The 22,937-nt window shown below is 59.5% G+C and carries 20 protein-coding genes; 16 read left to right on the top strand and 4 right to left on the bottom strand.

Annotated elements, in window-relative coordinates; all coding sequences use genetic code 11:
• Positions 1–51 precede the first annotated feature (51 nt).
• The 11 genes from K5K95_RS14925 to pdeM all read left to right on the top strand — a co-directional run bounded on the left by K5K95_RS14925 (position 52) and on the right by pdeM (position 14,148).
• On the top strand, positions 52–696 hold the full coding sequence (locus K5K95_RS14925; RefSeq protein ID WP_222590034.1) for a glutathione binding-like protein: 645 nt from the start codon (positions 52–54) through the stop codon (positions 694–696).
• 208 nt (positions 697–904) lie between these two features.
• A complete protein-coding gene (locus tag K5K95_RS14920; RefSeq protein WP_222590033.1) occupies positions 905–3,355 on the top strand; it encodes a penicillin acylase family protein in 2,451 nt (816 codons plus the stop codon).
• Between the two features lie 202 nt (positions 3,356–3,557).
• Positions 3,558–4,592, top strand: coding sequence for a ligase-associated DNA damage response exonuclease (locus tag K5K95_RS14915; RefSeq protein ID WP_222590032.1), 1,035 nt, complete (start codon positions 3,558–3,560; stop codon positions 4,590–4,592).
• Complete coding sequence (locus K5K95_RS14910) at positions 4,589–6,277, top strand: ATP-dependent DNA ligase (RefSeq protein ID WP_222590031.1); 1,689 nt, start codon at positions 4,589–4,591, stop codon at positions 6,275–6,277. Before K5K95_RS14915 ends, K5K95_RS14910 begins: the two co-directional genes overlap by 4 nt.
• 310 nt (positions 6,278–6,587) lie before the next feature.
• Positions 6,588–7,370, top strand: a complete 783-nt coding sequence (locus K5K95_RS14905) for a transporter substrate-binding domain-containing protein (RefSeq protein WP_140666252.1) — start codon at positions 6,588–6,590, stop codon at positions 7,368–7,370.
• A gap of 56 nt (positions 7,371–7,426) precedes the next feature.
• On the top strand, positions 7,427–8,155 hold the full coding sequence (locus K5K95_RS14900; protein WP_033058975.1) for an ABC transporter permease: 729 nt from the start codon (positions 7,427–7,429) through the stop codon (positions 8,153–8,155).
• Positions 8,152–8,862, top strand: a complete 711-nt coding sequence (locus tag K5K95_RS14895) for an ABC transporter permease (protein WP_222590030.1) — start codon at positions 8,152–8,154, stop codon at positions 8,860–8,862. Before K5K95_RS14900 ends, K5K95_RS14895 begins: the two co-directional genes overlap by 4 nt.
• A 28-nt stretch (positions 8,863–8,890) precedes the next feature.
• A complete protein-coding gene (locus tag K5K95_RS14890) occupies positions 8,891–10,009 on the top strand; it encodes a succinylglutamate desuccinylase/aspartoacylase family protein (protein WP_222590029.1) in 1,119 nt (372 codons plus the stop codon).
• Positions 10,010–10,022: 13 nt separating this feature from the next.
• On the top strand, positions 10,023–10,787 hold the full coding sequence (locus tag K5K95_RS14885; RefSeq protein ID WP_222590028.1) for an ABC transporter ATP-binding protein: 765 nt from the start codon (positions 10,023–10,025) through the stop codon (positions 10,785–10,787).
• A 218-nt stretch (positions 10,788–11,005) separates the two neighbouring features.
• Positions 11,006–13,492, top strand: coding sequence for a ligase-associated DNA damage response DEXH box helicase (locus K5K95_RS14880; RefSeq protein WP_222590027.1), 2,487 nt, complete (start codon positions 11,006–11,008; stop codon positions 13,490–13,492).
• A complete protein-coding gene (pdeM, locus tag K5K95_RS14875; protein WP_222590026.1) occupies positions 13,492–14,148 on the top strand; it encodes a ligase-associated DNA damage response endonuclease PdeM in 657 nt (218 codons plus the stop codon). The genes K5K95_RS14880 and pdeM overlap by 1 nt, the downstream gene beginning before the upstream one ends.
• 48 nt (positions 14,149–14,196) lie before the next feature.
• On the opposite strand, the gene K5K95_RS14870 is transcribed toward pdeM, so the two are convergent.
• Together K5K95_RS14870 and dcd are read right to left on the bottom strand one after the other, a co-directional pair.
• On the bottom strand, positions 14,197–14,406 hold the full coding sequence (locus K5K95_RS14870; protein WP_084321795.1) for a hypothetical protein: 210 nt from the start codon (positions 14,404–14,406) through the stop codon (positions 14,197–14,199).
• 106 nt (positions 14,407–14,512) lie between these two features.
• Positions 14,513–15,079: a dCTP deaminase gene (gene dcd, locus K5K95_RS14865; RefSeq protein WP_090187649.1), complete on the bottom strand. Its 567-nt coding sequence runs from the start codon at positions 15,077–15,079 to the stop codon at positions 14,513–14,515.
• 354 nt (positions 15,080–15,433) lie between these two features.
• Between dcd and K5K95_RS14860 the strand changes: the two genes are divergently transcribed.
• Entirely contained in the window at positions 15,434–15,643 is a 210-nt protein-coding gene (locus tag K5K95_RS14860) for a cold-shock protein (RefSeq protein ID WP_002554837.1), read from the top strand.
• Positions 15,644–15,753: 110 nt separating this feature from the next.
• Here K5K95_RS14860 and K5K95_RS14855 read toward each other — a convergent pair whose 3' ends face one another.
• Positions 15,754–16,761 (bottom strand): DUF481 domain-containing protein, encoded by a 1,008-nt coding sequence (locus K5K95_RS14855; RefSeq protein ID WP_222590025.1) that lies wholly within the window; start codon positions 16,759–16,761, stop codon positions 15,754–15,756.
• Between the two features lie 163 nt (positions 16,762–16,924).
• Between K5K95_RS14855 and K5K95_RS14850 the strand changes: the two genes are divergently transcribed.
• The 4 genes from K5K95_RS14850 to K5K95_RS14835 all read left to right on the top strand — a co-directional run bounded on the left by K5K95_RS14850 (position 16,925) and on the right by K5K95_RS14835 (position 21,699).
• Positions 16,925–17,278 (top strand): MGMT family protein, encoded by a 354-nt coding sequence (locus K5K95_RS14850; protein ID WP_222590024.1) that lies wholly within the window; start codon positions 16,925–16,927, stop codon positions 17,276–17,278.
• Positions 17,279–17,322: 44 nt separating this feature from the next.
• Complete coding sequence (locus tag K5K95_RS14845; protein WP_222590023.1) at positions 17,323–18,882, top strand: AmpG family muropeptide MFS transporter; 1,560 nt, start codon at positions 17,323–17,325, stop codon at positions 18,880–18,882.
• Positions 18,883–19,012: 130 nt separating this feature from the next.
• Positions 19,013–20,728 (top strand): proline--tRNA ligase, encoded by a 1,716-nt coding sequence (locus K5K95_RS14840; protein ID WP_222590022.1) that lies wholly within the window; start codon positions 19,013–19,015, stop codon positions 20,726–20,728.
• A 17-nt stretch (positions 20,729–20,745) separates the two neighbouring features.
• On the top strand, positions 20,746–21,699 hold the full coding sequence (locus K5K95_RS14835) for a hypothetical protein (RefSeq protein ID WP_222590021.1): 954 nt from the start codon (positions 20,746–20,748) through the stop codon (positions 21,697–21,699).
• A gap of 130 nt (positions 21,700–21,829) precedes the next feature.
• Here K5K95_RS14835 and dinB read toward each other — a convergent pair whose 3' ends face one another.
• Positions 21,830–22,891, bottom strand: coding sequence for a DNA polymerase IV (gene dinB / locus K5K95_RS14830; protein ID WP_222590020.1), 1,062 nt, complete (start codon positions 22,889–22,891; stop codon positions 21,830–21,832).
• Positions 22,892–22,937: the final 46 nt, after the last annotated feature.

Genomic DNA, 22,937 nt, shown 5'->3' with positions numbered 1-22,937 from the left:
GCCCGCGGTCGCTGTCCGACCCTAATGACGTCTCTTGATTTGGAGTACTGCATGATCGACCTGTATTACTGGACTACCCCCAACGGCCACAAAATCTCGATTTTCCTGGAAGAAGCCGGCCTACCGTACAACGTGCACCCGATCAACATCAGCAAAAATGAGCAGTTCCAGCCGCATTTTCTTAAAATCTCCCCGAACAACCGGATCCCGGCCATCGTCGACCATGAGCCAGTCGATGGCGGCGAACCGTTGTCGGTGTTCGAATCGGGAGCAATTTTGCTGTACCTGGCAGAGAAAACCGGCCAGTTCCTGCCCAAAGACTTGCGTGGTCGCCAGCTAGCGCTGCAGTGGTTGTTCTGGCAAATGGGCGGTCTGGGGCCGATGGCCGGGCAAAATCATCACTTCAGCCAGTTCGCGCCGGAGAAAATCCCCTACGCGATCAAACGCTACGTAGACGAAACCGCTCGCCTGTATGGGGTTCTGGACAAGCAACTGGCGAACAACGCGTTTGTTGCCGGCAGCGAATACAGCATTGCCGACATGGCGATTTACCCCTGGATCGTTTCCCACAAATGGCAGAGCCAGAACCTGGAAGACTTCCCGAATGTGTTGCGCTGGTTCAACCACATCCAGGATCGTCCGGCGACGGTGAAGGCCTACGCGCTGGCTGCCAAGGTGAATCCACCAAAACCCTGACCCAGGATCGTTCCCACGCTCTGCGTGGGAATGCCGCAACGGACGCTCCGCGTCCGCTTTTGGGACGCAGAGCGTCCCGAGCTGAATTCCCACGCAGAGCGTGGGAACGATCATCGTGAAGAAATAACCCTGCCGCCGCTTGCGCGGTCCCCTCCTGCTCACTAACGTAGCGGCTTTATTGCGCCTCTACCCCCGCAGGAGCTTTGCCATGGCCTCGCCAGCCCTTACACATTTCATTCCCCGGTTCGGCGTTGCCGCAGCAGTAGCCAGTGTTTTGAGCCTGACCGGTTGTCAGACCTGGAACACTCAAGACACCCTCCCGCCGACCACCGGCGTGCAACCGCTCAAGGGCCTCGCGCAGAACGTCTCGGTGCGCCGCAATGCCATGGGCATGCCGCTGATCGAAAGCAACAGCTTCCACGACGCGCTGTTCAGCCTCGGTTACGTCCACGCCAGCGACCGCATCACGCAGATGGTCACCCTGCGCCTGCTGGCCGAAGGCCGTCTGGCGGAAATGTCCGGTGCCGACCTGCTCGATGCCGACCGCTACATGCGCGCCGTCAATCTGAAGAAAAGCGCCGGTGAGTTGTACAAGGCTTCTTCGCCGCGCCTGAAACGCTTCTTTGAAGTCTATGCCCGCGGTGTCAACGCTTACCTGTTCCGCTACCGCGACAAGCTGCCCGCCGACCTCGCTGCCACGGGCTACAAGCCTGAGTACTGGAAACCGGAAGACTCGGCGCTGATTTTTTGCCTGCTGAACTTCAGCCAGTCCGCCAACCTGCCAGAAGAAATCGCCTCGCTGGTGCTGGCCCAGACGGTCACCACCGACAAGCTCCCGTGGCTGACGCCATCCGCGCCCGATGAAAAATTGCCGGTCGCCGAGGCCGAAAAACTTCAAGGCATCAAACTCAACGGCGCCATTCCAGGGCTGACCGAGATCAGCAAAGCCACTGGCCAACTGTCCGACCTGAACCTGCTGGGCGCCGCCTCGTCGAACAACTGGGCCATCGGTCCGCAACGCAGCCGCAGTGGCAAAAGCCTGCTGGCCAGCGACATTCATGGCCCGTTGGGCGTGCCGTCATTATTCAGTTACGTGCAGATTCGCGCCCCTAAATACCAGGCCTCTGGCGTGACCGTTGCCGGTTTGCCGATGGTTCTCGGCGGTTTCAACGGCAAAGTGGCATGGAGCATGACGGCGGTCATGGGTGACAACCAGGACCTGTTCCTGGAAAAAATCAAACGTCAGGGCAATGGCCTCACCTATGAGGTCAACGGCAAATGGCAGCCGGTGGTCGTGCGCAACGAAACCTACTTCGTCAAAGGCCGGCAGCCGATTCGCGAAGCGGTGTATGAAACCCGCCACGGGCCGTTGCTCAACAGCGCCCAAGGCACAACGCTGGCCAATGGTCTGGGCCTGGCCCTGCAGACGCCAAACTTCACTGACGACAAGACCCTGGACGCGCTTTTCGATCTGTCGCGCGCCCAAACCGTCGAGAAAGCCTCGGACGCCAGTCGGGAAATCCGCGCCATCGCACTGAACCTGGTGTTCGCCGACGCCAGCAACATTGGCTGGCAAGTCACCGGTCGCTACCCGAACCGTCGCGAAGGCGAAGGCCTGCTGCCGTCGCCGGGCTGGGAAGGTCGTTACGATTGGGACGGTTACGCCGACCCGATGCTGCACCCGTACGATCAGGACCCGGCCCAAGGCTGGCTCGGCACCGCCAACCAGCGGGTCATTCCCCATGGCTATGGCATGCAGCTGTCCAATTCATGGTCGGCGCCGGAGCGTGGCGAACGCATGGCCGAACTGGCCGGCGTGGGCAAACACGACACGCGCAGCATGATCGCGATGCAATACGACCAGACCACCACCTTCGCCACCAAACTGAAAAAGATGTTTGAAGCCCCGGGCATGGCCCAGCCGCTCAAACAGGCCATCGAAGCGTTGCCCGTTGCCGATCGCGCCAAGGCGCACGAGGCTTATACGCGCCTGATGGCGTTCGACGGCAAACTCAGCCAGACCTCCGCCGACGCGGCGATTTACGAGCTGTTCCTGCAGGAAAGCGCCAAGCAGATCTTCCTCGACGAACTGGGCCCGGAAACCAGCCCGGCGTGGAAAGCTTTTATCGCCAACGGCAAGTTGTCCTACGCGGCACAGGCCGATCACCTGTTGGGGCGTGAAGACAGCCCGTTCTGGGATGACGTGCGCACGCCACAAAAAGAAGACAAGCCGACCATCCTCGCCCGCAGTCTGGCAGCGGCGATCAGCGCCGGTGACAGTCAACTGGGTGGCGATCACAAGGCCTGGCAATGGGGCAAATTGCACCGCTATGAATGGAAGAATGCCAGCGGCCAGACCGTACGCGGTCCTCTCGCAGCGGGTGGCGATCACACCACGCTGAACACGTCGGCGTTCGCTTGGGGCCAGGATTTCAATACGACGCTGGCGCCCGCCATGCGCTTTATCGTCGATTTCGCCCAGGCCGAACCGTTGATGGGGCAGAACGGCACGGGGCAATCCGGCAACCCGGCGAGCCCGAATTACCTGAACAGCGTTGATCCTTGGCTCAAAGGGCAATACATGAGCCTGCCGATGCAGCCGCAGAACTTCGACAAGGTTTACGGCAATACCCGGTTGACCCTGACACCCGGCAAGTAAGGCAAAAGGCAAGATTGATCGTTCCCACGCTCTGCGTGGGAATGCAGCCCGTGACGCTCCGCGTCACTGGACGCAGAGCGTCCCTTGAGGCATTCCCACGCAGAGCGTGGGAACGATCATTTCATCGCCCATGAAATTTCGATAGAACTTCTGGCTTCGCGCAAACCTCATAGCTAACAAGTCCCTCCATTTTGGTAACAACATGGATCTTGTTATCGCGCGTCCTGAAGGTTTGTACTGCCCCGCCGGCGATTTCTATATCGACCCGTGGCGGCCGGTCGAGCGTGCCGTCATCACCCACGCCCACGGCGACCACGCCCGCGGTGGTAATCAGCATTACCTGGCTGCCGCACCCGGCGAAGGGATATTGCGTGCGCGACTGGGACAGGACATCAACCTGCAAACCCTGCCCTACGGCCAGCGGTTATTGCATCACGGCGTCACCTTGAGCTTTCACCCGGCGGGCCATGTGCTCGGTTCGGCACAGGTGCGCCTGGAATACGGCGGTGAAGTCTGGGTCGCGTCCGGGGATTACAAGATCGAACCGGATGGCACCTGTGCACCGTTCGAACCGGTGCGTTGCCACACATTCATCACCGAATCGACGTTCGGCCTGCCGATTTATCGCTGGCAGCCTCAGGCGCAGGTTTTTTCCGAGATCAATCAGTGGTGGCAGGCCAATGCGGCGGCCGACAGAACCAGCGTGCTGTTGTGCTATTCCTTCGGCAAGGCCCAGCGAATCTTGCACGGCATCGACGCCAGCCTCGGCCCCATTCTGGTGCACGGCGCGGTCGAGCCGCTGAACCGGGTTTATCGTGAAAGCGGCGTTTATATACCGCCCACGATCTATGCCGGCGACGTCCAAAAAAGCGACCCGATCATGCGCAAGGCGCTGGTTATCGCCCCGCCATCGGCAGGTGCCAGCACCTGGATGCGGCGTTTTGGCGACTACAGCGACGGCTTCGCCAGTGGCTGGATGCGTTTGCGCGGCACGCGCCGGCGACGCGGTGTTGACCGTGGCTTCGTACTCTCCGACCACGCCGACTGGCCCGGCCTGCTCTGGGCCATCGAACAGACCGGAGCGGAACGGGTGATGGTCACCCACGGTTCGGTCGGCGTGCTGGTGCGTCATCTGCGCGAACAGGGCCTGGATGCTCAAAGCTTCAGCACCGAGTACGGCGATGATGAGGAAGACGCTGCGTTAACCGAACCCGACACCGCCGAGGTGCAGCCATGAAAGACTTCGCCGAGCTGTATGCCGAACTCGACGCGACCACTTCAAGCAACGCCAAACTGGCCGCGATGCAATCCTACTTCGCTCAGGCTGCGCCACAGGATGCAGCATGGGCGGTGTATTTCCTGTCCGGCGGACGGCCTCGGCAATTGGTGCCAGTGCGGGTGCTGCGAGAGTTGGCGGTGGAGTTTTCAGGTCTCCAGCCCTGGTTGTTCGAAGAAAGTTACCAGGCGGTTGGCGACATGGCAGAAACCATTTCGCTGGTCCTGCCGGAAGCCTTGCACAGCTCCACTGACGGGCTGGCGGTATGGATCGAAGACAAACTGCTGCCCCTGCGCGGCGAATCGCCGGAAGTTCTCGCTCAACGCTTGCCTGCGCTATGGGCGCAGCTGGACCGTCATAGCCTGATGCTCTGCATCAAGCTCATCACCGGCAGTTTTCGCGTCGGTGTGTCCAAGCTGCTGGTCACTCGCGCCCTGGCATCCATGGCCGGGCTCGACAGCAAACGCGTGGCCCAGCGGCTGGTCGGTTACACCGATCTGTCCAACCGTCCGAGTGCTGCCAGTTACCTGAAGCTGATCGCGGCCGAATCCAGCGACGAACATGCCCAACGGGGCGGTCAGCCGTATCCGTTTTTCCTGGCGCATGCCTTGTCGCAACCGGTCGAGCAATTCGAAGGCCTGTTGGGTCCGGCCAGCAACTGGCAGGTGGAATGGAAGTGGGACGGGATTCGCGCCCAAGTGGTCAAGCGCGAGGGGCGCCTGTGGATCTGGTCCCGGGGCGAAGAGCTGGTCACCGAGCGGTTTCCCGAACTCGACAGCCTGGTGCATGGCCTGCCGGACGGCACGGTCATCGACGGTGAAATCGTTGTCTGGAAACCCGCGCAATCCGGCACACAGGATGCCTTCGATCCACAATCACCCGCCTCGCCTGCGGTGCAACCTTTCGCCCTGCTACAACAGCGGATTGGCCGCAAAACCCTCGACAGGAAAATCCTGGAAGAAGTGCCGGTGGCCATCCTCGCCTACGACCTGCTGGAATGGGCTGGCGATGATTGGCGCAATCAACCTCAGTACAAGCGCCGCACTCAGCTGGAGCAAGTCATCGCCACCTGCAACAACCGGGTATTGCTGGCCTCGCCGGTGCTCACCGGTGAAAACTGGTTCGACCTCGCCCGACAACGCGAGTCTTCGCGCAGCCGCGGCGTCGAAGGCATGATGCTCAAGGCCCGGGATGCGCTGTATGGCGTCGGCCGGACCAAGGACATGGGCACTTGGTGGAAATGGAAAGTCGACCCTTTCAGTGTCGATGCGGTGTTGATTTACGCGCAGCGCGGCCATGGCCGCCGGGCCAGTCTCTACAGCGATTACACCTTCGCGGTCTGGGACGGCCCGCCCGATGCCCGCGAACGAACGCTGGTGCCGTTCGCCAAAGCCTATTCAGGTCTGACCGACGAGGAAATGCGCCAGGTCGACAGCATCGTGCGCAAGACCACGGTAGAGAAATTCGGGCCGGTCAGCAGCGTCAGGCCGAGCCTGGTGTTTGAACTGGGGTTCGAGGGCATTGCCCTGTCCAAACGCCACAAGAGCGGGATCGCCGTGCGGTTTCCAAGAATGCTGCGCTGGCGCCAGGACAAGTCCGTCGAAGAGGCCGACAACCTCGCAACTTTGCAAGACCTGTTGGGCTAACCCCTATCCCCTGTGGGAGTGAGCCTGCTCGCGATTGCGGTGTGTCAGTTGACATAAATGTCACTGAAACAACGTTATCGTCAGCAGGCTCACTCCATAGTTTTTTGTGCCAATCCGAACTAACTTGGTGCAGCTATTTCCCCGCGCCCGATTTCGTGCATAAATCTCCTGTTGCCATTTCTTGAATCACCTTTTAAAACGCTTGTTCGGGACTCTGGTTCGGAAATTGCTACTTTCACTTGGTCTTACGCTTTCCAGTAACAATAATTCTGCGCCACAAGCGCTCATATTGGTTCTTAGGGATTGAATAATGAAAAAAGCATTGCTGACCCTTTCTGCACTGGCGTTGTGCATGGCTGCTGGCTCCGCCATGGCAAAGGAATACAAAGAACTGCGTTTTGGCGTTGACCCTTCTTATGCTCCGTTCGAGTCCAAAGCGGCTGACGGAAGCCTGGTGGGCTTTGACATCGATCTGGGGAACGCGATCTGCGCCGAGCTGAAGGTCAAGTGCAAATGGGTCGAAAGCGATTTCGACGGCATGATTCCGGGCCTCAAGGCCAATAAATTCGACGGTGTGATCTCTTCGATGACCGTCACCGAAGCCCGCGAAAAAGTCATCGACTTCTCCAGCGAGCTGTTCTCCGGCCCAACCGCCTACGTGTTCAAGAAAGGTTCTGGCGTCACCGCAGACGTCGCTTCGCTCAAGGGCAAGACCGTCGGCTACGAACAAGGCACCATCCAGGAAGCCTATGCCAAAGCCGTTCTGGACAAGGCCGGCGTTAAAACCCAGGCCTACGCCAACCAGGATCAGGTCTATGCCGACTTGACTTCCGGTCGTCTCGACGCAGGGATTCAGGACATGCTGCAAGCTGAACTGGGCTTTCTGAAGTCGCCGCAGGGCGCCGATTACGATGTCACCAAGCCAGTCGACAACGCTTTGCTGCCGGCCAAAACGGCTGTCGGTATTAAGAAAGGTAACACCGAGCTGAAAGCGCTTTTGGATAAAGGTATCAAAGCGTTACACGATGATGGCAAATACGCCGAGATTCAAAAGAAACACTTTGGCGATCTGAATCTGTACAGCGGCAAATAATGCCCGGCGCCCATCTCGCGATGGGCGCTTTTTTTATCCGATCAGGTTGCTGATTTATGTTCGAAAACCTATTACAAAATCTGGGGCTCTCAGCCTTCAGCCTCAAGGGCTTCGGTCCGTTGCTGATGGAAGGCACCTGGATGACCATCAAATTATCGGCGTTGTCGCTCTTGGTGGCCGTCTTGCTCGGCTTGCTGGGCGCCAGCGCCAAGCTGTCCAAAGTCAAACTGGTGCGCGTGCCGGCGCAGGTCTACACCACGCTGATTCGCGGCGTGCCGGACCTGGTGCTGATGCTGTTGATTTTCTACAGCCTGCAAACCTGGTTGACGTCGTTTACCGACTTCATGGAATGGGAATACATCGAGATCAACCCATTCAGCGCCGGGGTCATCACCCTGGGCTTCATCTATGGTGCGTACTTCACCGAGACCTTCCGTGGCGCGATACTCGCAGTCCCGCGTGGTCAGGTCGAAGCCGCCACCGCGTATGGCCTCAAGCGTGGCCAGCGTTTCTGGATCGTGGTGTTCCCGCAAATGATGCGTTTTGCCCTGCCGGGGATTGGCAATAACTGGATGGTGATGCTCAAGGCCACTGCGCTGGTGTCGATCATCGGCCTCGCCGACCTGGTCAAAGCCGCTCAGGACGCCGGCAAAAGCACCTATCAACTGTTCTATTTCCTGGTGCTGGCCGCGGTGATTTACCTGCTGATTACCAGCGCTTCCAACTTCGTCCTGCGCTGGCTCGAACGCCGTTACGCCGCTGGTTCCCGGGAGGCCGTACGATGATCGAACTCTTGCAGGAATACTGGAAACCCTTCCTTTATACCGACGGCCAGAACATCACCGGCCTGGCCATGACCCTTTGGCTGCTCAGCGCCTCGATTTTCATCGGTTTCCTGGTGTCGATCCCGCTGTCCATCGCCCGGGTCTCGCCGCACTTCTACATCCGCTGGCCGGTGCAGTTCTACACCTACCTGTTCCGTGGCACGCCGCTGTATATCCAGCTACTGATCTGCTACACCGGGATCTACAGCCTGGCCGCCGTGCGCGCGCAACCGGTACTCGATGCATTCTTTCGCGATGCAATGAACTGCACCATCCTGGCATTCGCCCTGAACACCTGCGCCTACACCACGGAGATTTTCGCCGGGGCGATCCGCAGCATGAATCACGGTGAAGTCGAAGCCGCCAAGGCTTATGGCCTGACAGGCTGGAAGCTGTATGCCTACGTGATCATGCCCTCAGCCCTGCGTCGTTCGCTGCCTTATTACAGCAACGAAGTGATTCTGATGCTGCACTCGACCACCGTAGCGTTCACGGCGACCATCCCGGACATCCTGAAAGTCGCGCGGGACGCCAACTCGGCGACCTTCCTGACTTTCCAGTCGTTCGGCATCGCCGCGCTGATCTACCTGACCGTGACCTTCGCGCTCGTCGGCCTGTTCCGCCTCGCCGAACGCCGCTGGCTGGCCTTCCTCGGGCCTACCCACTAGGACCCGCTTTAGGGATAAAGAGACAAACATGCGCCACCAGATTCATGACCTGCTGGCCCCGCTGCCGGGGACCGCGCGACAGATTCACAGCTTCCACTTCGGCCCCTCGTCGGCCAAAGGCAAGATTTACATCCAGTCGTCCCTGCACGCCGATGAATTGCCCGGCATGTTGGTGGCCTGGCACCTCAAGCAACGCCTGGCGGAACTGGAAGCCTCCGGTCACCTGCGCAGTGAGATCGTGCTGGTGCCGGTAGCCAACCCGGCTGGCCTGGAACAAGTGTTGATGGACGTGCCGCTGGGCCGCTACGAGCTCGAAAGCGGGCAGAACTTCAACCGCTGGTTCGTCGATTTGAGCGAGGCCGTCGGCAACGAGATCGAAGGCAAGCTTGGCGATGATCCGCAGCACAACCTCGAACTGATCCGCAGCAGCCTGCGCAATGCGCTGGCGACACAGACTGCCGGCACGCAACTGCAATCCCAGCGCCTGACCCTGCAACGGCTGGCCTGCGATGCGGACATGGTGCTGGACCTGCATTGCGATTTCGAAGCCGTGGCGCACCTCTACACCACGCCCGAAGCCTGGCCGCAGGTCGAGCCGCTGGCCCGTTATATCGGTGCCGAAGCGAGCCTGCTGGCCACCGATTCCGGCGGTCAGTCGTTCGATGAATGCTTCACCCTGCTCTGGTGGCAGTTGAAAGAACGCTTCGGCGAGCAATTCGACATTCCGCTGGGCAGCTTTTCGGTCACCGTCGAATTGCGCGGCCAGGGTGACGTCAATCACCCGCTGGCCAGTCTCGATTGCCAGGCGCTGATCGATTACCTGATTCACTTCGGGGCCATTGCCGGCGAACCGGCGCCGCTGCCTGAACTGCCCTACCCCGCCACGCCGCTGGCCGGCGTTGAACCTGTGGCGACGCCGGTCGGTGGGCTGCTGGTGTTCACCGCGCTACCGGGGGAATACCTCGAAGCCGGGCAGCAGATCGCCGAAATCATTGATCCGATCAGCGATCTCGTCACTCCCGTTCATTGCACCGCCGCCGGGCTGATGTACGCCCGTTCGCTGCGACGCATGGCCACTGCCGGCATGGTGATCGCGCACGTCGCGGGCGCCGAAGCCTATCGCAGCGGCTACCTACTTTCGCCTTGAGGATGCATGCCCCATGTACAAACTGACCATTGAAGGCCTGCATAAAAGCTACGGCGATCATCATGTGCTCAAAGGCGTTTCACTCAAGGCCAACACGGGCGATGTCATCAGCCTGATCGGCGCCAGCGGCTCGGGCAAAAGTACCTTCCTGCGTTGCATCAACTTTCTGGAGCAACCCAACGACGGCGCGATGACCCTGGACGGCCAGAATATCCGCATGATCAAGGATCGCCACGGCATGCACGTGGCCGATGCCAATGAGCTGCAAAAGATCCGCACACGCCTGGCCATGGTGTTCCAGCATTTCAACCTGTGGAGCCACATGACCGTGCTGGAAAACATCACCATGGCGCCGCGCCGGGTGTTGGGTTGCAGCAAAGAGGAAGCCGAAGACCGCGCTCGACGCTACCTCGACAAGGTCGGCCTGGCCTCCCGTGTGGCGGATCAGTACCCGGCATTCCTGTCCGGCGGTCAGCAGCAGCGGGTCGCCATTGCCCGCGCGCTGGCGATGGAACCGGAAGTCATGCTGTTCGACGAACCGACGTCGGCGCTCGACCCGGAACTGGTCGGCGAAGTGCTCCGAGTGATCCAGGGCCTGGCCGAGGAAGGCCGGACCATGATCATGGTGACCCACGAAATGAGCTTCGCCCGCAAGGTCTCGAGCCAGGTGTTGTTCTTGCACCAGGGCCTGGTGGAAGAGGAAGGCGCGCCGGAAGACGTACTTGGCAATCCGAAGAGTGAACGGTTGAAGCAATTCCTGAGCGGCAACCTCAAATAACCCACGGCAGGACACATAACCCCGTAGGAGCTGTCGAGAGAAACGAGGCTGCGATCTTTTGATTTGCTTTTAAAAAACAAGATCAAAAGATCGCAGCCTCGTTTCACTCGACAGCTCCTACAGTAGGGTCCGGCTCGCTCGGATTGCTCAGTGTCATTAAACCTTTGCTATGGCGGCGCGGTCACTGAAAGAACACTTTCAGAGCGCACACCGCCGGCATGGGAACCTCCCCCGACTTCGCAAAACAATGGTTCACCGCCCGCGGCTGGAAGCCATTCGCCTTTCAGAAACAGGTGTGGACGGCAGTTAAACGCGGTGAGTCCGGATTACTGCACGCCAGCACTGGCGCGGGTAAAACCTACGCGCTCTGGTTTGCCGCGCTCAATCGCTTCGCCGCGTCTGTCGCGCCTGTTGAAACACCACGCAAACGAAAACCGCTCGCCCAACCACTGACCGTGTTGTGGATCACGCCCATGCGCGCTCTGGCCGCCGACACGGCCCGAGCCCTGGAAGCGCCGCTGCTTGATTTGCACATACCCTGGAGCGTCGGCCTGCGTACCGGCGACACCAGTAGCAGCGAGCGCGCCCGCCAGAGTCGACGTCTGCCCACCACCCTGATCACCACCCCCGAAAGCCTGACCCTGATGCTCGCCCGTTCCGATGCGCACACGGCGCTGGCGACCCTGCGCATGGTGGTGGTCGACGAATGGCATGAATTGCTCGGCAACAAACGCGGCGTGCAACTGCAACTGGCCCTGGCGCGTCTGCGGCGGTGGACCCCGGAACTGATCGTGTGGGGCGTTTCCGCGACGCTGGGTAATCAGGCCCACGCTGAACAGGTATTGATCCCACAAGGTGGCGGCATCAGCGTGCAGGGCCAGACCGCCAAGGCATTGCTCGTCGACACCTTGTTACCCCCCACCATCGAACGGTTTCCCTGGGCCGGGCATATTGGTTTGAAGATGTTGCCGCAAGTCGTCGCCGAACTGGACTCCAGCCCCAGCAGCCTGGTCTTCACCAATACCCGCGCGCAATCGGAGATCTGGTATCAAGCCTTGCTGGAGGCACGCCCTGATTGGGCCGGTTTAATTGCGTTGCATCACAGTTCACTGTCGAGAGAAACCCGCGACTGGGTCGAGCGGGCATTGAAAGACGGTCAGCTCAAAGCGGTGGTTTGCACATCCAGCCTGGATTTGGGCGTGGACTTCCTGCCGGTCGAACGGGTGCTGCAAATCGGCTCGGCCAAGGGCGTGGCGCGGCTGATGCAGCGCGCAGGTCGCTCAGGTCACGCGCCGGGACGGGTTTCCCGGGTGACTCTGGTGCCCACTCACAGCCTGGAACTGATCGAAGCGGCCGCTGCGCAAGACGCCGTGGCGGCGCAACGCATCGAACCTCGTGAGTCACCGCATAAACCGCTGGATGTGTTGGTCCAGCATCTGGTCAGCATGGCGCTGGGCGGTGGTTTTTTGCCCGATGAGTTGTACGAAGAAGTCCGCGGCGCCTGGGCATATCGCGATCTCACCGAGGCGGACTGGACCTGGGCGCTGGCTTTCGTACGCCATGGCGGACTTTCTCTGACGGCTTACCCGGATTACCGCAGGGTCGAACCGGATGAACACAGGGTGTGGCGCGTGCCGGATGCGCGACTGGCGCGGCGTCATCGCATGAGCATCGGCACGATCGTCAGCGACGCGAGCATCCAGCTGAAGTTCTGGAGCAAGGGTGGCGGTGGTAAACAATTGGGCAGTGTCGAGGAAGGGTTTATCGCGCGACTCAAACCGGGGGATGGTTTTCTGTTTGCGGGGCGCCTCTTGGAACTGGTCCGGGTGGAAAACATGACCGCTTATGTCAAACGCAGCACCGTGAAAAAAGCGGCAGTGCCGCGCTGGAATGGCGGCCGGATGCCTCTCTCCAACGAGCTGGCACAGGCGGTGGTCGAGCGTTTCAGCGCGGCCGCGAATGGCGAGCTCGTCGGTCCGGAAATGCAGGCGTTGCAGCCTTTGCTCAAGGTGCAACAACGCTGGTCCGGCCTGCCAACCTCGACGAAGTTGCTGGCCGAAGCCCTGAAATCCCGCGAAGGCTGGCACCTGTTTCTTTACCCCTTTGCCGGGCGCCAAGTGCATCTGGGCCTCGCGAGCCTGCTGGCCTGGCGCGTCAGCCAACTTCAGCCAGTGACGTTTTCCATTGCGGTAAACGACTATGGGCTGGAGTTGCTCAGCGCCACTCACCTGGATTGGTCGCAGGCTCTGAACGCCGAATTACTGAGTCCCGGCAATCTGTTGCGAGACGTGCTCGCCAGTTTGAATGCCGGCGAGCTGGCGCGTCGTCGGTTTCGGGAAATCGCACGGATCGCCGGGCTGGTCTTCGCCGGCTACCCCGGCGCGCCGAAAAGCACGCGCCAGGTTCAAGCGTCGAGCGGGTTGTTCTTCGAAGTGTTCAAGCAGTACGACGCCGGCAATTTGCTGCTGGCGCAGGCAGGGGAAGAAGTCCTGCGCGAAGAACTGGATATTCATCGCCTGGAGCAAACACTGGAGCGCATCAACCGCCTGACAGTGGACCTGCATCAGATCAAACGTCCTACCCCGCTGGGGTTTCCGCTGCTGGTCGAGCGTATGCGGGAAAGCATGAGTTCGGAAAAACTCGCTGATCGCATCCGCCGCATGGTCAGCGATCTTGAGAAAACCGCCGAAACCGGGAAACGCTGATGAACACGCCCTATCCCGTGCGACTGGCTGGAGAAGAACTGTGGCTGCTGCCCGAAAAAGCCATCTACTGGCCCGCCCAACAAGCGCTGCTGATCGCCGATGTGCATTTCGGCAAGGCAGCGGCCTATCGCAGCCTTGGCCAACCAGTGCCTCACGGCACCACCGCGAGCAATATCGCGGTGCTGGACGGGTTGCTGACAGCCCTGCCCTGCCGTCAGCTGATTTTCCTCGGAGATTTTCTACACGGGCCCGGCTCTCACGCAACAGCCACCTTAAGCGCCCTGGCCGAATGGCGAATGCGTCACCCGGATTTGCCGATGACGCTGATTCGCGGCAACCACGACAAACGTGCGGGGGACCCGCCGGCCTCGTTAAACATTCGAGTCGTGCCGGAGCCGTTGCTGATGGGGCCATTCGCCTTGCAGCACGAACCTGAGCCACATCCTGATCGGCACGTGCTCGCCGGACACGTCCATCCGGTGTATCGACTCAATGGCAGAGGTCGACAGACCTTGCGGCTGGCCTGCTTCAAGCTGGGCGTGGATACAAGCCTGTTACCGGCGTTTGGCGCGTTTACCGGCGGGTATCAGGTCGAGCAGGACGAGCGCTGCAGGATTTTTGTCATTGGCGACAACGAAATATGGCCAGTCAGCTGACGTCTTCAAGTACATCAGCTGACTGGCCATTCATTTTTCAGCAGCAGGTCAGACGACAGGCGCGGGAGGCGGCTCATCCGGCAAAGTGGGCTCACCGGGTTCCGTCGGTTGTTCATTGGGGGTATCGGGATCAGGCTGACCGGGGATGCCCCCTGCCATGCTGATGGGTGGATGTGCCAACAACGACCAGGCCAAAACGCCAACCTGATTGGGCTCAAGCCTTGCCAGTTCGGCACTTATTCGCGGATCGATCTTCATAAAGCACTCCTGAGCGAAGGCCCCATTCGCTGTGCGCGAACCGGGCAGTACACCCAATAGAGTGTCTACCCGCTCAAGAATTCCCGCTACCTCTCAGATGAATCAATCAAGTGCGCGGGAGGGTGACGCCGAGCTGGCCCTGATACTTGCCGCCACGGTCCTTGTAGGAGACTTCGCATTCTTCGTCGGATTCGAAGAACAGCATCTGCGCCACGCCTTCATTGGCGTAGATTTTCGCCGGCAAGGTGGTGGTGTTGGAGAACTCCAGGGTCACATGGCCTTCCCACTCGGGTTCAAGCGGCGTCACGTTGACGATAATGCCGCAACGCGCGTAGGTGCTTTTACCCAGGCAGATGGTCAGTACATTGCGCGGTATGCGGAAAAATTCCACGGTGCGTGCCAGGGCGAACGAGTTCGGCGGAATGATGCAGACATCGCTTTTAACGTCAACGAAGCTCTTCTCGTCGAAGTTCTTCGGATCGACGGTCGCCGAGTTGATGTTGGTGAACACCTTGAATTCGTCGGCGCAGCGAACGTCGTAGCCATAGCTCGAAACACCGTAGGAAATGACGCGCTCGGCGCCTTCGCCGCGCATCTGGCGCTCAACGAAGGGCTCGATCATGCCGTGCTCTTGCGCCATGCGGCGAATCCACTTGTCCGATTTGATGCTCATGGCGGGTGTCCTGAATAGCGAGGTGGAAAAATTCTGTCCGGCATCTTACCGGGCGCGCGCTCCGGGTTCAAAGTCCAGGGCGCAATTCTCGCCGATCCCCCGTGAATATTGAGCTTTGGCCGTAATAAGCTGCACCGTCAGTCACGAAAACATAGAAACCTTCGCAAGAAGCATTGGCACGTCCCTGAAAAAGGGTTAAGGTGGCGCCACTGTGCTGCTTGTGTCACTGAGAATCTCTACACGATATGTTGAATTTCGATCCAACCATCTACAAGAATTTTTCCTGCTCTTTGCACTCAGTCTCGGCCAGGGTTCTTCCTGAGTCGCAGTTATCTTTGTTCAAGGAGTTACACCATGTCTAATCGCCAAACCGGTACCGTTAAGTGGTTCAACGATGAAAAAGGCTTCGGCTTCATCACTCCACAATCCGGTGACGACCTGTTCGTTCACTTCAAAGCTATCCAATCCGACGGCTTCAAAAGCCTGAAAGAAGGCCAACAGGTTTCTTTCATCGCTACCCGCGGTCAGAAAGGCATGCAAGCTGAAGAAGTTCAAGTTATCTAACTTGTACTTGCTTTAGTAAAAAGCCCCGCCCTCAAAAGCGGGGCTTTTTTGTGCCTGACTGTTTTGCAGGCAAAAAAAATCGCAGCCACCGGCTGCGATTTTTTTATGTCTTACCAGGCCACGCCAAACCCTGCGGTGTAGCGCGTCTTGTCCAGGTCAGCCTCGCTGGTGCCGCTGATGATGTCTCGCTCAGCCTTGAGGTTGAGCGATGCCCATTCGGTGACTTTGTAGCGCAAGCCCATTTCGGCATCGAGCGCGTAATCGGCGACGCCCGACAACGGCTTACTCACTTCGCCATTGGTGAAGAATTCCACCTTCTTGCCGATCAGGTAGCGGTTGTAGTCCCACTTCATCGCCAAGGAATAGAAGTTCTCCTTGCTGCCGTCGGAGAATTCATAGTCCGTGCGGTTAAGCAGCGAACCCAGGGAGAACGCGCCCAACTCGTCATCCCAGAACTGGTAACCCGGACCGGTACCGACCGTGCGCTGACGAGAGAGGTCTTCGACATGGTCACGCTTATAGACCGCTCGACCTTCCCAGTACCATTTCTCGGTCAGGAAGCGGTCGAGTGAGTACTCGGCGCGCCAGTTATCGGTGGTGACCACGTCATCCTGGAATTCGCGGTTGTACTCGCCTTCCGCGATGTGACGCCATCTGCCATGGCGCGCGGTAGTCTTGAAGTCGATGTCATAGTCATCGGTGTCTTTTTCCGCCCGCTGGTAATCCAGAGCCGCGTCGATATTGCCCTTCCACACCAGGTCTTCGACCACCGGCTTGGGCTTGAGGATCTGCTGGATGCTCGCCAGTTCGACCGTCTTGGGCGCCTCGCCATTTTCAAGAGTCACCTTGCCATCGTCCGCCGGATGCAACGACTTGGCTTTTTCGCCAGTGTAGGCATCTTGCTTGACCAGCAACTCCTGATCACTTTCCAGGGTTTTGACCTGCTTCCAGTCAATCGGCACCGCGCCAGCGTACTCGGTCTGGATCAGCAATTTGCCGCCGTCGAACAGCGTGATCTTGCCGCTCAGCTTGTCACCGTTCTTCAACCAGACGGTATCGGCGAGCAAGGGTGAGGAAGCACTCAAGACAGCAAGGCACAACAGAGTTCTGGACACCATAAGCAGAGATAGGCTCAAGATTGCGAAAAAAGTCGGCATTATCCGTTGGAATAAGACCCCAACAACGACTGACCCAACTATTTCTCATGAGTTCATTTCTCAACAGGCGATCCAGGATTTACTCTACAGCCGGTAATACGAACTTTTTCAAGGAACCACGGACGTGACCGACTCAACCACTGAAACCGAAAGCGCGGCGCAAATCCGACGCACGGCGCTCTACCTGACTCTTGCACAGGTACCGGAGGGCAAAGTGGTGAGCTATGGTCAATTGGCCGAGCTGGCTGGATTGGGTCGAGCCGCCCGATGGGTTGGACGCACACTGAGCAAATTGCCCGGCGACACGAAGTTGCCCTGGCACCGGGTGCTCGGTGCCGGCGGTCGGATCAGCTTGCCCGTGGGCAGTCCTTCAGGGGACGAACAGCGGGCGCGATTGCGCTCTGAAGGCATCAGTGTCCTGAATAATCGTGTTGATATTCTGCGCCATGGCTGGCGTCCGGTAGAGCACAGCGGTTAGAGTGCGCGCTTTGTTTCCGTAACTCTTGAGGCAGACTCCAACCCATGCCCCGTAAAACCTGGCGCGCCGCGCTCGCCGCCTATGCCAGCCCCTCGACGCTTGTGTTGTTGTTGCTTGGTTTCGCCGCCGGCATGCCCTACATGCTGGTGTTTTCGACGCTTTCCGTCTGGCTGCGTGAGGCCGGTGTAGCCCGCGAAACCATTGGCTATGCAAGCCTGATCGGCTTGGCCTATGCCTTCAAATGGGTGTGGTCTCCGCTGCTGGACCAATGGCGCCTGCCATTTCTCGGCAAACTCGGTCGACGACGCTCGTGGCTGGTACTGTCCCAGACGCTGGTCATCCTCGGCCTGATCGGGATGGGTTTCTGCGACCCGCAAAAACACCTGTCCTGGCTGATCGCTATCGCCGTGGTCGTCGCCTTCGCCTCGGCGACACAAGACATCGCGGTTGACGCCTATCGCCTGGAAATCGCCGACGACACTCGCCAGGCCGCGCTCGCTGCCAGCTATATGTCTGGCTACCGGATTGCCGCCTTGTTGGCCACGGCCGGCGCACTGTTCTTCGCTGAAGGCTTCGGCTCCACCGGCTTCAACTACAAGCACTCGGCCTGGACCGGCACTTACGTGCTGTTTGGTGCCCTGATGGTTCCGGCCTTGCTGACCAGCCTGTTCATGCGCGAGCCACCCGTACCTCTGCGCACCCAACTCCAGGCCGGGCGCTACAGTTTTGTGCATCAACTGGTGTCAGTGTTCGTGCTGATCGTGTTGCTGGTCTCGGTACCGGCCATGTTCACCCAGCTCTACAACACCGACTTTGCCAGCGTGCTGTTCAAAGGCGTCAGCCTGCTCGACCTGTTGCTTGAAGACCGTGCATTCCTGCGGGCAATCCTCTACACCACCCTGACAATGATGTGCCTGTCAGCCATGGGCCGGCGCGGTCTGGCGCCGGTGCTGACCCCGGTCAACGACTTCATTTTGCGTTACCGCTGGCAAGCGTTCCTGTTGCTCGGACTGATCGCCACCTATCGGATGTCCGATACGGTCATGGGCGTGATGGCCAACGTGTTCTACATCGACCAGGGTTTCACCAAGGACCAGATAGCCAGCGTCAGTAAGGTCTTTGGCCTGATCATGACGCTACTCGGCGCCGGAATGGGCGGCCTGCTGATCGTGCGCTTCGGTATCTTGCCGATCCTGCTCATCGGCGGTATTACGTCGGCCGGGACCAACCTGCTGTTCCTGATGCTCGCCGACATGGGCGCGAATCTGAACATGCTGATCTTCACCATTTCCCTGGATAACTTCAGCTCGGGCCTGGCGACCTCAGCCTTCGTCGCTTACCTGTCGAGCCTGACCAACCTCAAATTCTCCGCCACTCAGTACGCCCTGCTCAGCTCAATCATGTTGCTGCTGCCTCGCCTGATCGGCGGTTACTCAGGCGTCATGGTGGAGAAATTCGGCTATCACAATTTCTTCATGATCACGGCCCTGCTGGGCGTGCCGACGGTGCTGTTGATCGCCCTGCACTGGTTCCAGGAGAGCCGCCGCGCAGGTCCGACACCGACACCCGAACCGGTGCCGACTCAGGTCGCCGAAGAATCGTAAGACATTTCGCAGAGGGCGCGGCGAAACCCGCCCTCCTGCCACACCGCCGACCGCACGCCTGTACGCCAGCGGATCTCGCCCGTACAATGCTCCGTCATTTCTCGTCATCAGCAACCGACAACGGCCAACCATGCGCACCAGTCAATTTTTGCTCGCCACACAGAAAGAAACGCCTTCCGACGCGGTTGTAGTCAGCCATCAGCTGATGCTGCGCGCCGGCATGATCCGCAAACTCGCCTCGGGCCTCTACACCTGGCTGCCGATGGGCTTGCGAGTGATGCGCAAGGTCGAAGCCATCGTTCGTGAAGAAATGAACGCCGCTGGCTCTCTCGAAGTGTTGATGCCGAGCACCCAACCGGCTGAGCTGTGGCAGGAATCCGGTCGCTGGGAAGAGTACGGCCCTGAATTGCTGCGATTCAAGGATCGCCACGGTCGCGATTTCTGCGCCGGCCCGACCCACGAAGAAGTGATCACCGATCTGATGCGCAATGAATTGAGCAGCTACAAACAGCTGCCAATCAACCTGTATCAGATCCAGACCAAGTTCCGCGACGAAATCCGCCCACGTTTCGGCTTGATGCGCGGCCGCGAATTCATCATGAAGGATGCGTACTCGTTCCACGCCGACCAGGCATCGCTGCAGGTCACTTACGACCGCATGCACCAGGCTTACTGCAACGTCTTCACCCGCCTGGGCCTGAAGTTCCGTCCGGTTGAAGCCGACAACGGCTCGATCGGTGGCGCTGGCTCCCACGAGTTCCACGTACTGGCCGAATCCGGTGAAGACGATATCGTCTTCAGCAACGGTTCCGACTACGCCGCGAACATCGAGAAGGCAGAAGCCGTACCGCGTGAAACGTCTCGCCCTGCGCCAGCCGAAGAGCTGCGCCTGGTCGACACCCCGAACGCCAAGACCATCGCGCAACTGGTCGAAGGCTTCAACCTGCCGATCGAGAAGACCATCAAGACCCTGGTTGTTCACGCTGAAGAGAAAGGCAAGCTGATTGCCCTGATCATCCGTGGCGACCACGAACTGAACGAAATCAAGGCCGCCAACCAGCCTGGCGTTGCCAGCCCGCTGGTCATGGCCTCCGAAAGCGAACTGCGCGACGCCATTGGCGCCGGTGCCGGCTCCCTCGGTCCGTTGAACCTGCCACTGCCAATCATCATCGACCGCTCCGTCGAACTGATGAGCGACTTCGGCATCGGCGCCAACATCGACGACAAGCACTACTTCGGCGTGAACTGGGAACGTGATCTGCCTGTTCCGACCGTTGCCGACCTGCGCAACGTTGTCGCTGGCGATCCAAGCCCGGATGGCAAGGGCACCCTGGAAATCAAGCGCGGCATCGAAGTCGGGCACATCTTCCAGCTGGGCAACAAGTACAGCAAGGCGATGAAGTGCGAAGTGCTGGGCGAGAACGGCAAGCCGGTCACCCTGGAAATGGGTTGCTACGGCATTGGCGTTTCCCGCGTGGTGGCTGCGGCCATCGAGCAGAACAACGACGCCAACGGGATCATCTGGAGCGACACCCTGGCCCCGTTCCAGGTTGCTCTGGTGCCACTGCGCTACGAAACCGAACAGGTTCGCGAAGCCACCGACAAGCTGTATGCGCAGCTGACCGGCGCAGGCTTCGAAGTGCTGCTCGACGACCGCGACAAGAAAACCAGCCCGGGCATCAAGTTCGCGGACATGGAGCTGATCGGCATTCCTCACCGGATCGTGGTCAGTGACCGCGGCCTCGCCGAAGGCAATCTGGAATACAAGAGCCGCACCGAACCTGAAGCGCAAGCGCTGCCGGTCGCTGAAGTGCTGTCGTTCCTCCAGGCCCGCATCCGCCGCTGACACCAGATAGAGAAGTCATGTTCAAGCGAAACACCTTAGGCCTCGGTGGTGCCGCCCTGTGCGGCACCCTGCTGGTCAGTGGCTGTGCCAATCACATGTCACAACGCAGCGAGCACGAGGAACGTGTCGAGCGCAAGTTGCTCGATCACAGCCTGCAGATCGATGTCGGCGAGCCCAAGGTGCTCGAATTGCCGCAACGTCGGGTGAAAATCCACGAGCAGAAGACGTTCGAAGTCACGGAATTCGAAGTCACCCGTCACTACGATCGCTATACGCCTTATCAACCCTGGCGGGAGGTTTACGAGATTCCGCTGGGCGCGGTGGCCGTGGTCGCAGGCGTCGGCGCGAACGTGGTCAACGTGTTCGCCCTCGGCAATCTACCGGACAGCGTGACGAAAGACTGGCTGAGCTACGGTATCGCCGGGCTCAACCCGTTCATGAACATGCCATCCCATGGTCGAGCACAGCAGAACCTGGCGGGTATCGACGAGGTTCAGCGCGACAAGCGCACCGAATACTCAAGCCTGCCCTGGAGCGAGCGCCCGGTGCAGGTCAAGGCCGGCAAGGAAACGTTCGAGCTGACCACCGATAAAAACGGTGTTTTGCGCCTGAACCTGCTGGACACTCCTTTCGCCGAACATGACATCAATCATCTGACTCGACTGCTGATCAGTGTCGAAGACGGTCAGGACGATGTGCACACCGACTCGTCACTGGCGGTCAGCAGCGGCTTGCGCGGCAAGTTGCTCGAAGCCCACGGGTTGATTTACGACGACCTGGAAGACGACGAAGTGAGTCAGTGGGTGCACCGGGTCAAACGCCTGTCGGACCTGGGTCTGGAAGAAGAAGCCAGCGAGCTGGAACAAAGCCTGATCGAACTGACTCGCAACGATCCCGAGTTGCAGACCGAATTCCTCAAGTCTTTGACCAAGGATGGCGGGCGTCTGGTGGCGGATCCGGGACCGAATTAAAAGCAAAAAGCTTCGCGAGCAAGCCCGCTCCCACAGTTGACCGAGTTGTTCAGATGAATGCGGTCTAATGTGGGAGCGGGCTTGCTCGCGAAAGCGGCCCGACATTCACAACAGCACCAAAACCTTGCCACTACCGCTCAAACAACTCCATCTGCTCAAACCCGCCCCGCAAATCCTCCAGCCTCACCCCAACGCCCAGCAATCGAACCGGTTTGCCGCCACGATTGAACGCCTGCGTCAGCAGCAACTGATAACTCCCCAAGGTCCGCCCTGCCCCGGCCTGCTCCAGCGTCGTCTGGGTAAAATCATGGAATTTCACTTTGACGAACGGCTTGCCGGGCCGATAGCTGCTATCGATTCGCGCCATACGACCCGCCAGGGTTTCCAGCAGCTCGGGCAGCTTGTCCAGGCAACTCACCAGATCCGGCAAGTCCACGTCATAGGTGTTTTCAACACTGATCGACTGTCGACGACTGTCGTTGTGCACCAGCCGGTCATCGATCCCACGGGCCAGGCTCCAGAGTCGTTCGCCGAAGCTTCCGAATTCACGCACCAGCGCCAACTTGTCCCATTCCCGAAGGTGCGAACAATCGACAATGCCGAGTCGACCCAGCTTGTCGGCAGTCACTTTGCCGACGCCGTGCAGCTTGCTGACTGGCAAACCGCTGACAAAGTCCTCGACCTGATCCGGCGTAATGACGAACAAACCATTGGGCTTCTTCCAGTCACTGGCGATTTTGGCGAGAAACTTGTTCGGCGCCACGCCCGCCGAAACGGTGATATGCAGTTGATTAGAGACGCGACGGCGAATGTCCTGAGCAATACGTGTGGCACTGCCGCCGAAATGCGCACTGTCCGACACGTCAAGGTAGGCTTCATCGAGGGAAAGCGGCTCGATCAGGTCGGTGTAATCGCGAAAAATCGTGTGAATTTCCTTCGATGCTTCTCTATAAGCCTCCATGCGCGGCTTGACGATGGTCAGGTCCGGGCACAGCTTCAAGGCATGCCCGGAGGACATCGCCGAACGCACGCCGTAGGCCCGCGCTTCGTAGTTGCAGGTGGCGATAACCCCACGTCTATCCGCCGAGCCACCCACTGCCAGCGGTTTACCCGCCAGGCGCGGGTCGTCACGCATCTCGATGGCGGCGTAGAAGCAATCACAATCGACGTGGATGATTTTTCGCTGCGTCATATAAAAGCGGTGTTCATGTGAAGAAATGGAGTGTTGCCGAGTCAGA

Source organism: Pseudomonas sp. DR48, from assembly GCF_019823085.1.
Classification (GTDB): Bacteria; Pseudomonadota; Gammaproteobacteria; order Pseudomonadales; family Pseudomonadaceae; genus Aquipseudomonas.
This window is presented reverse-complemented; position numbering and strand designations above follow the sequence as displayed.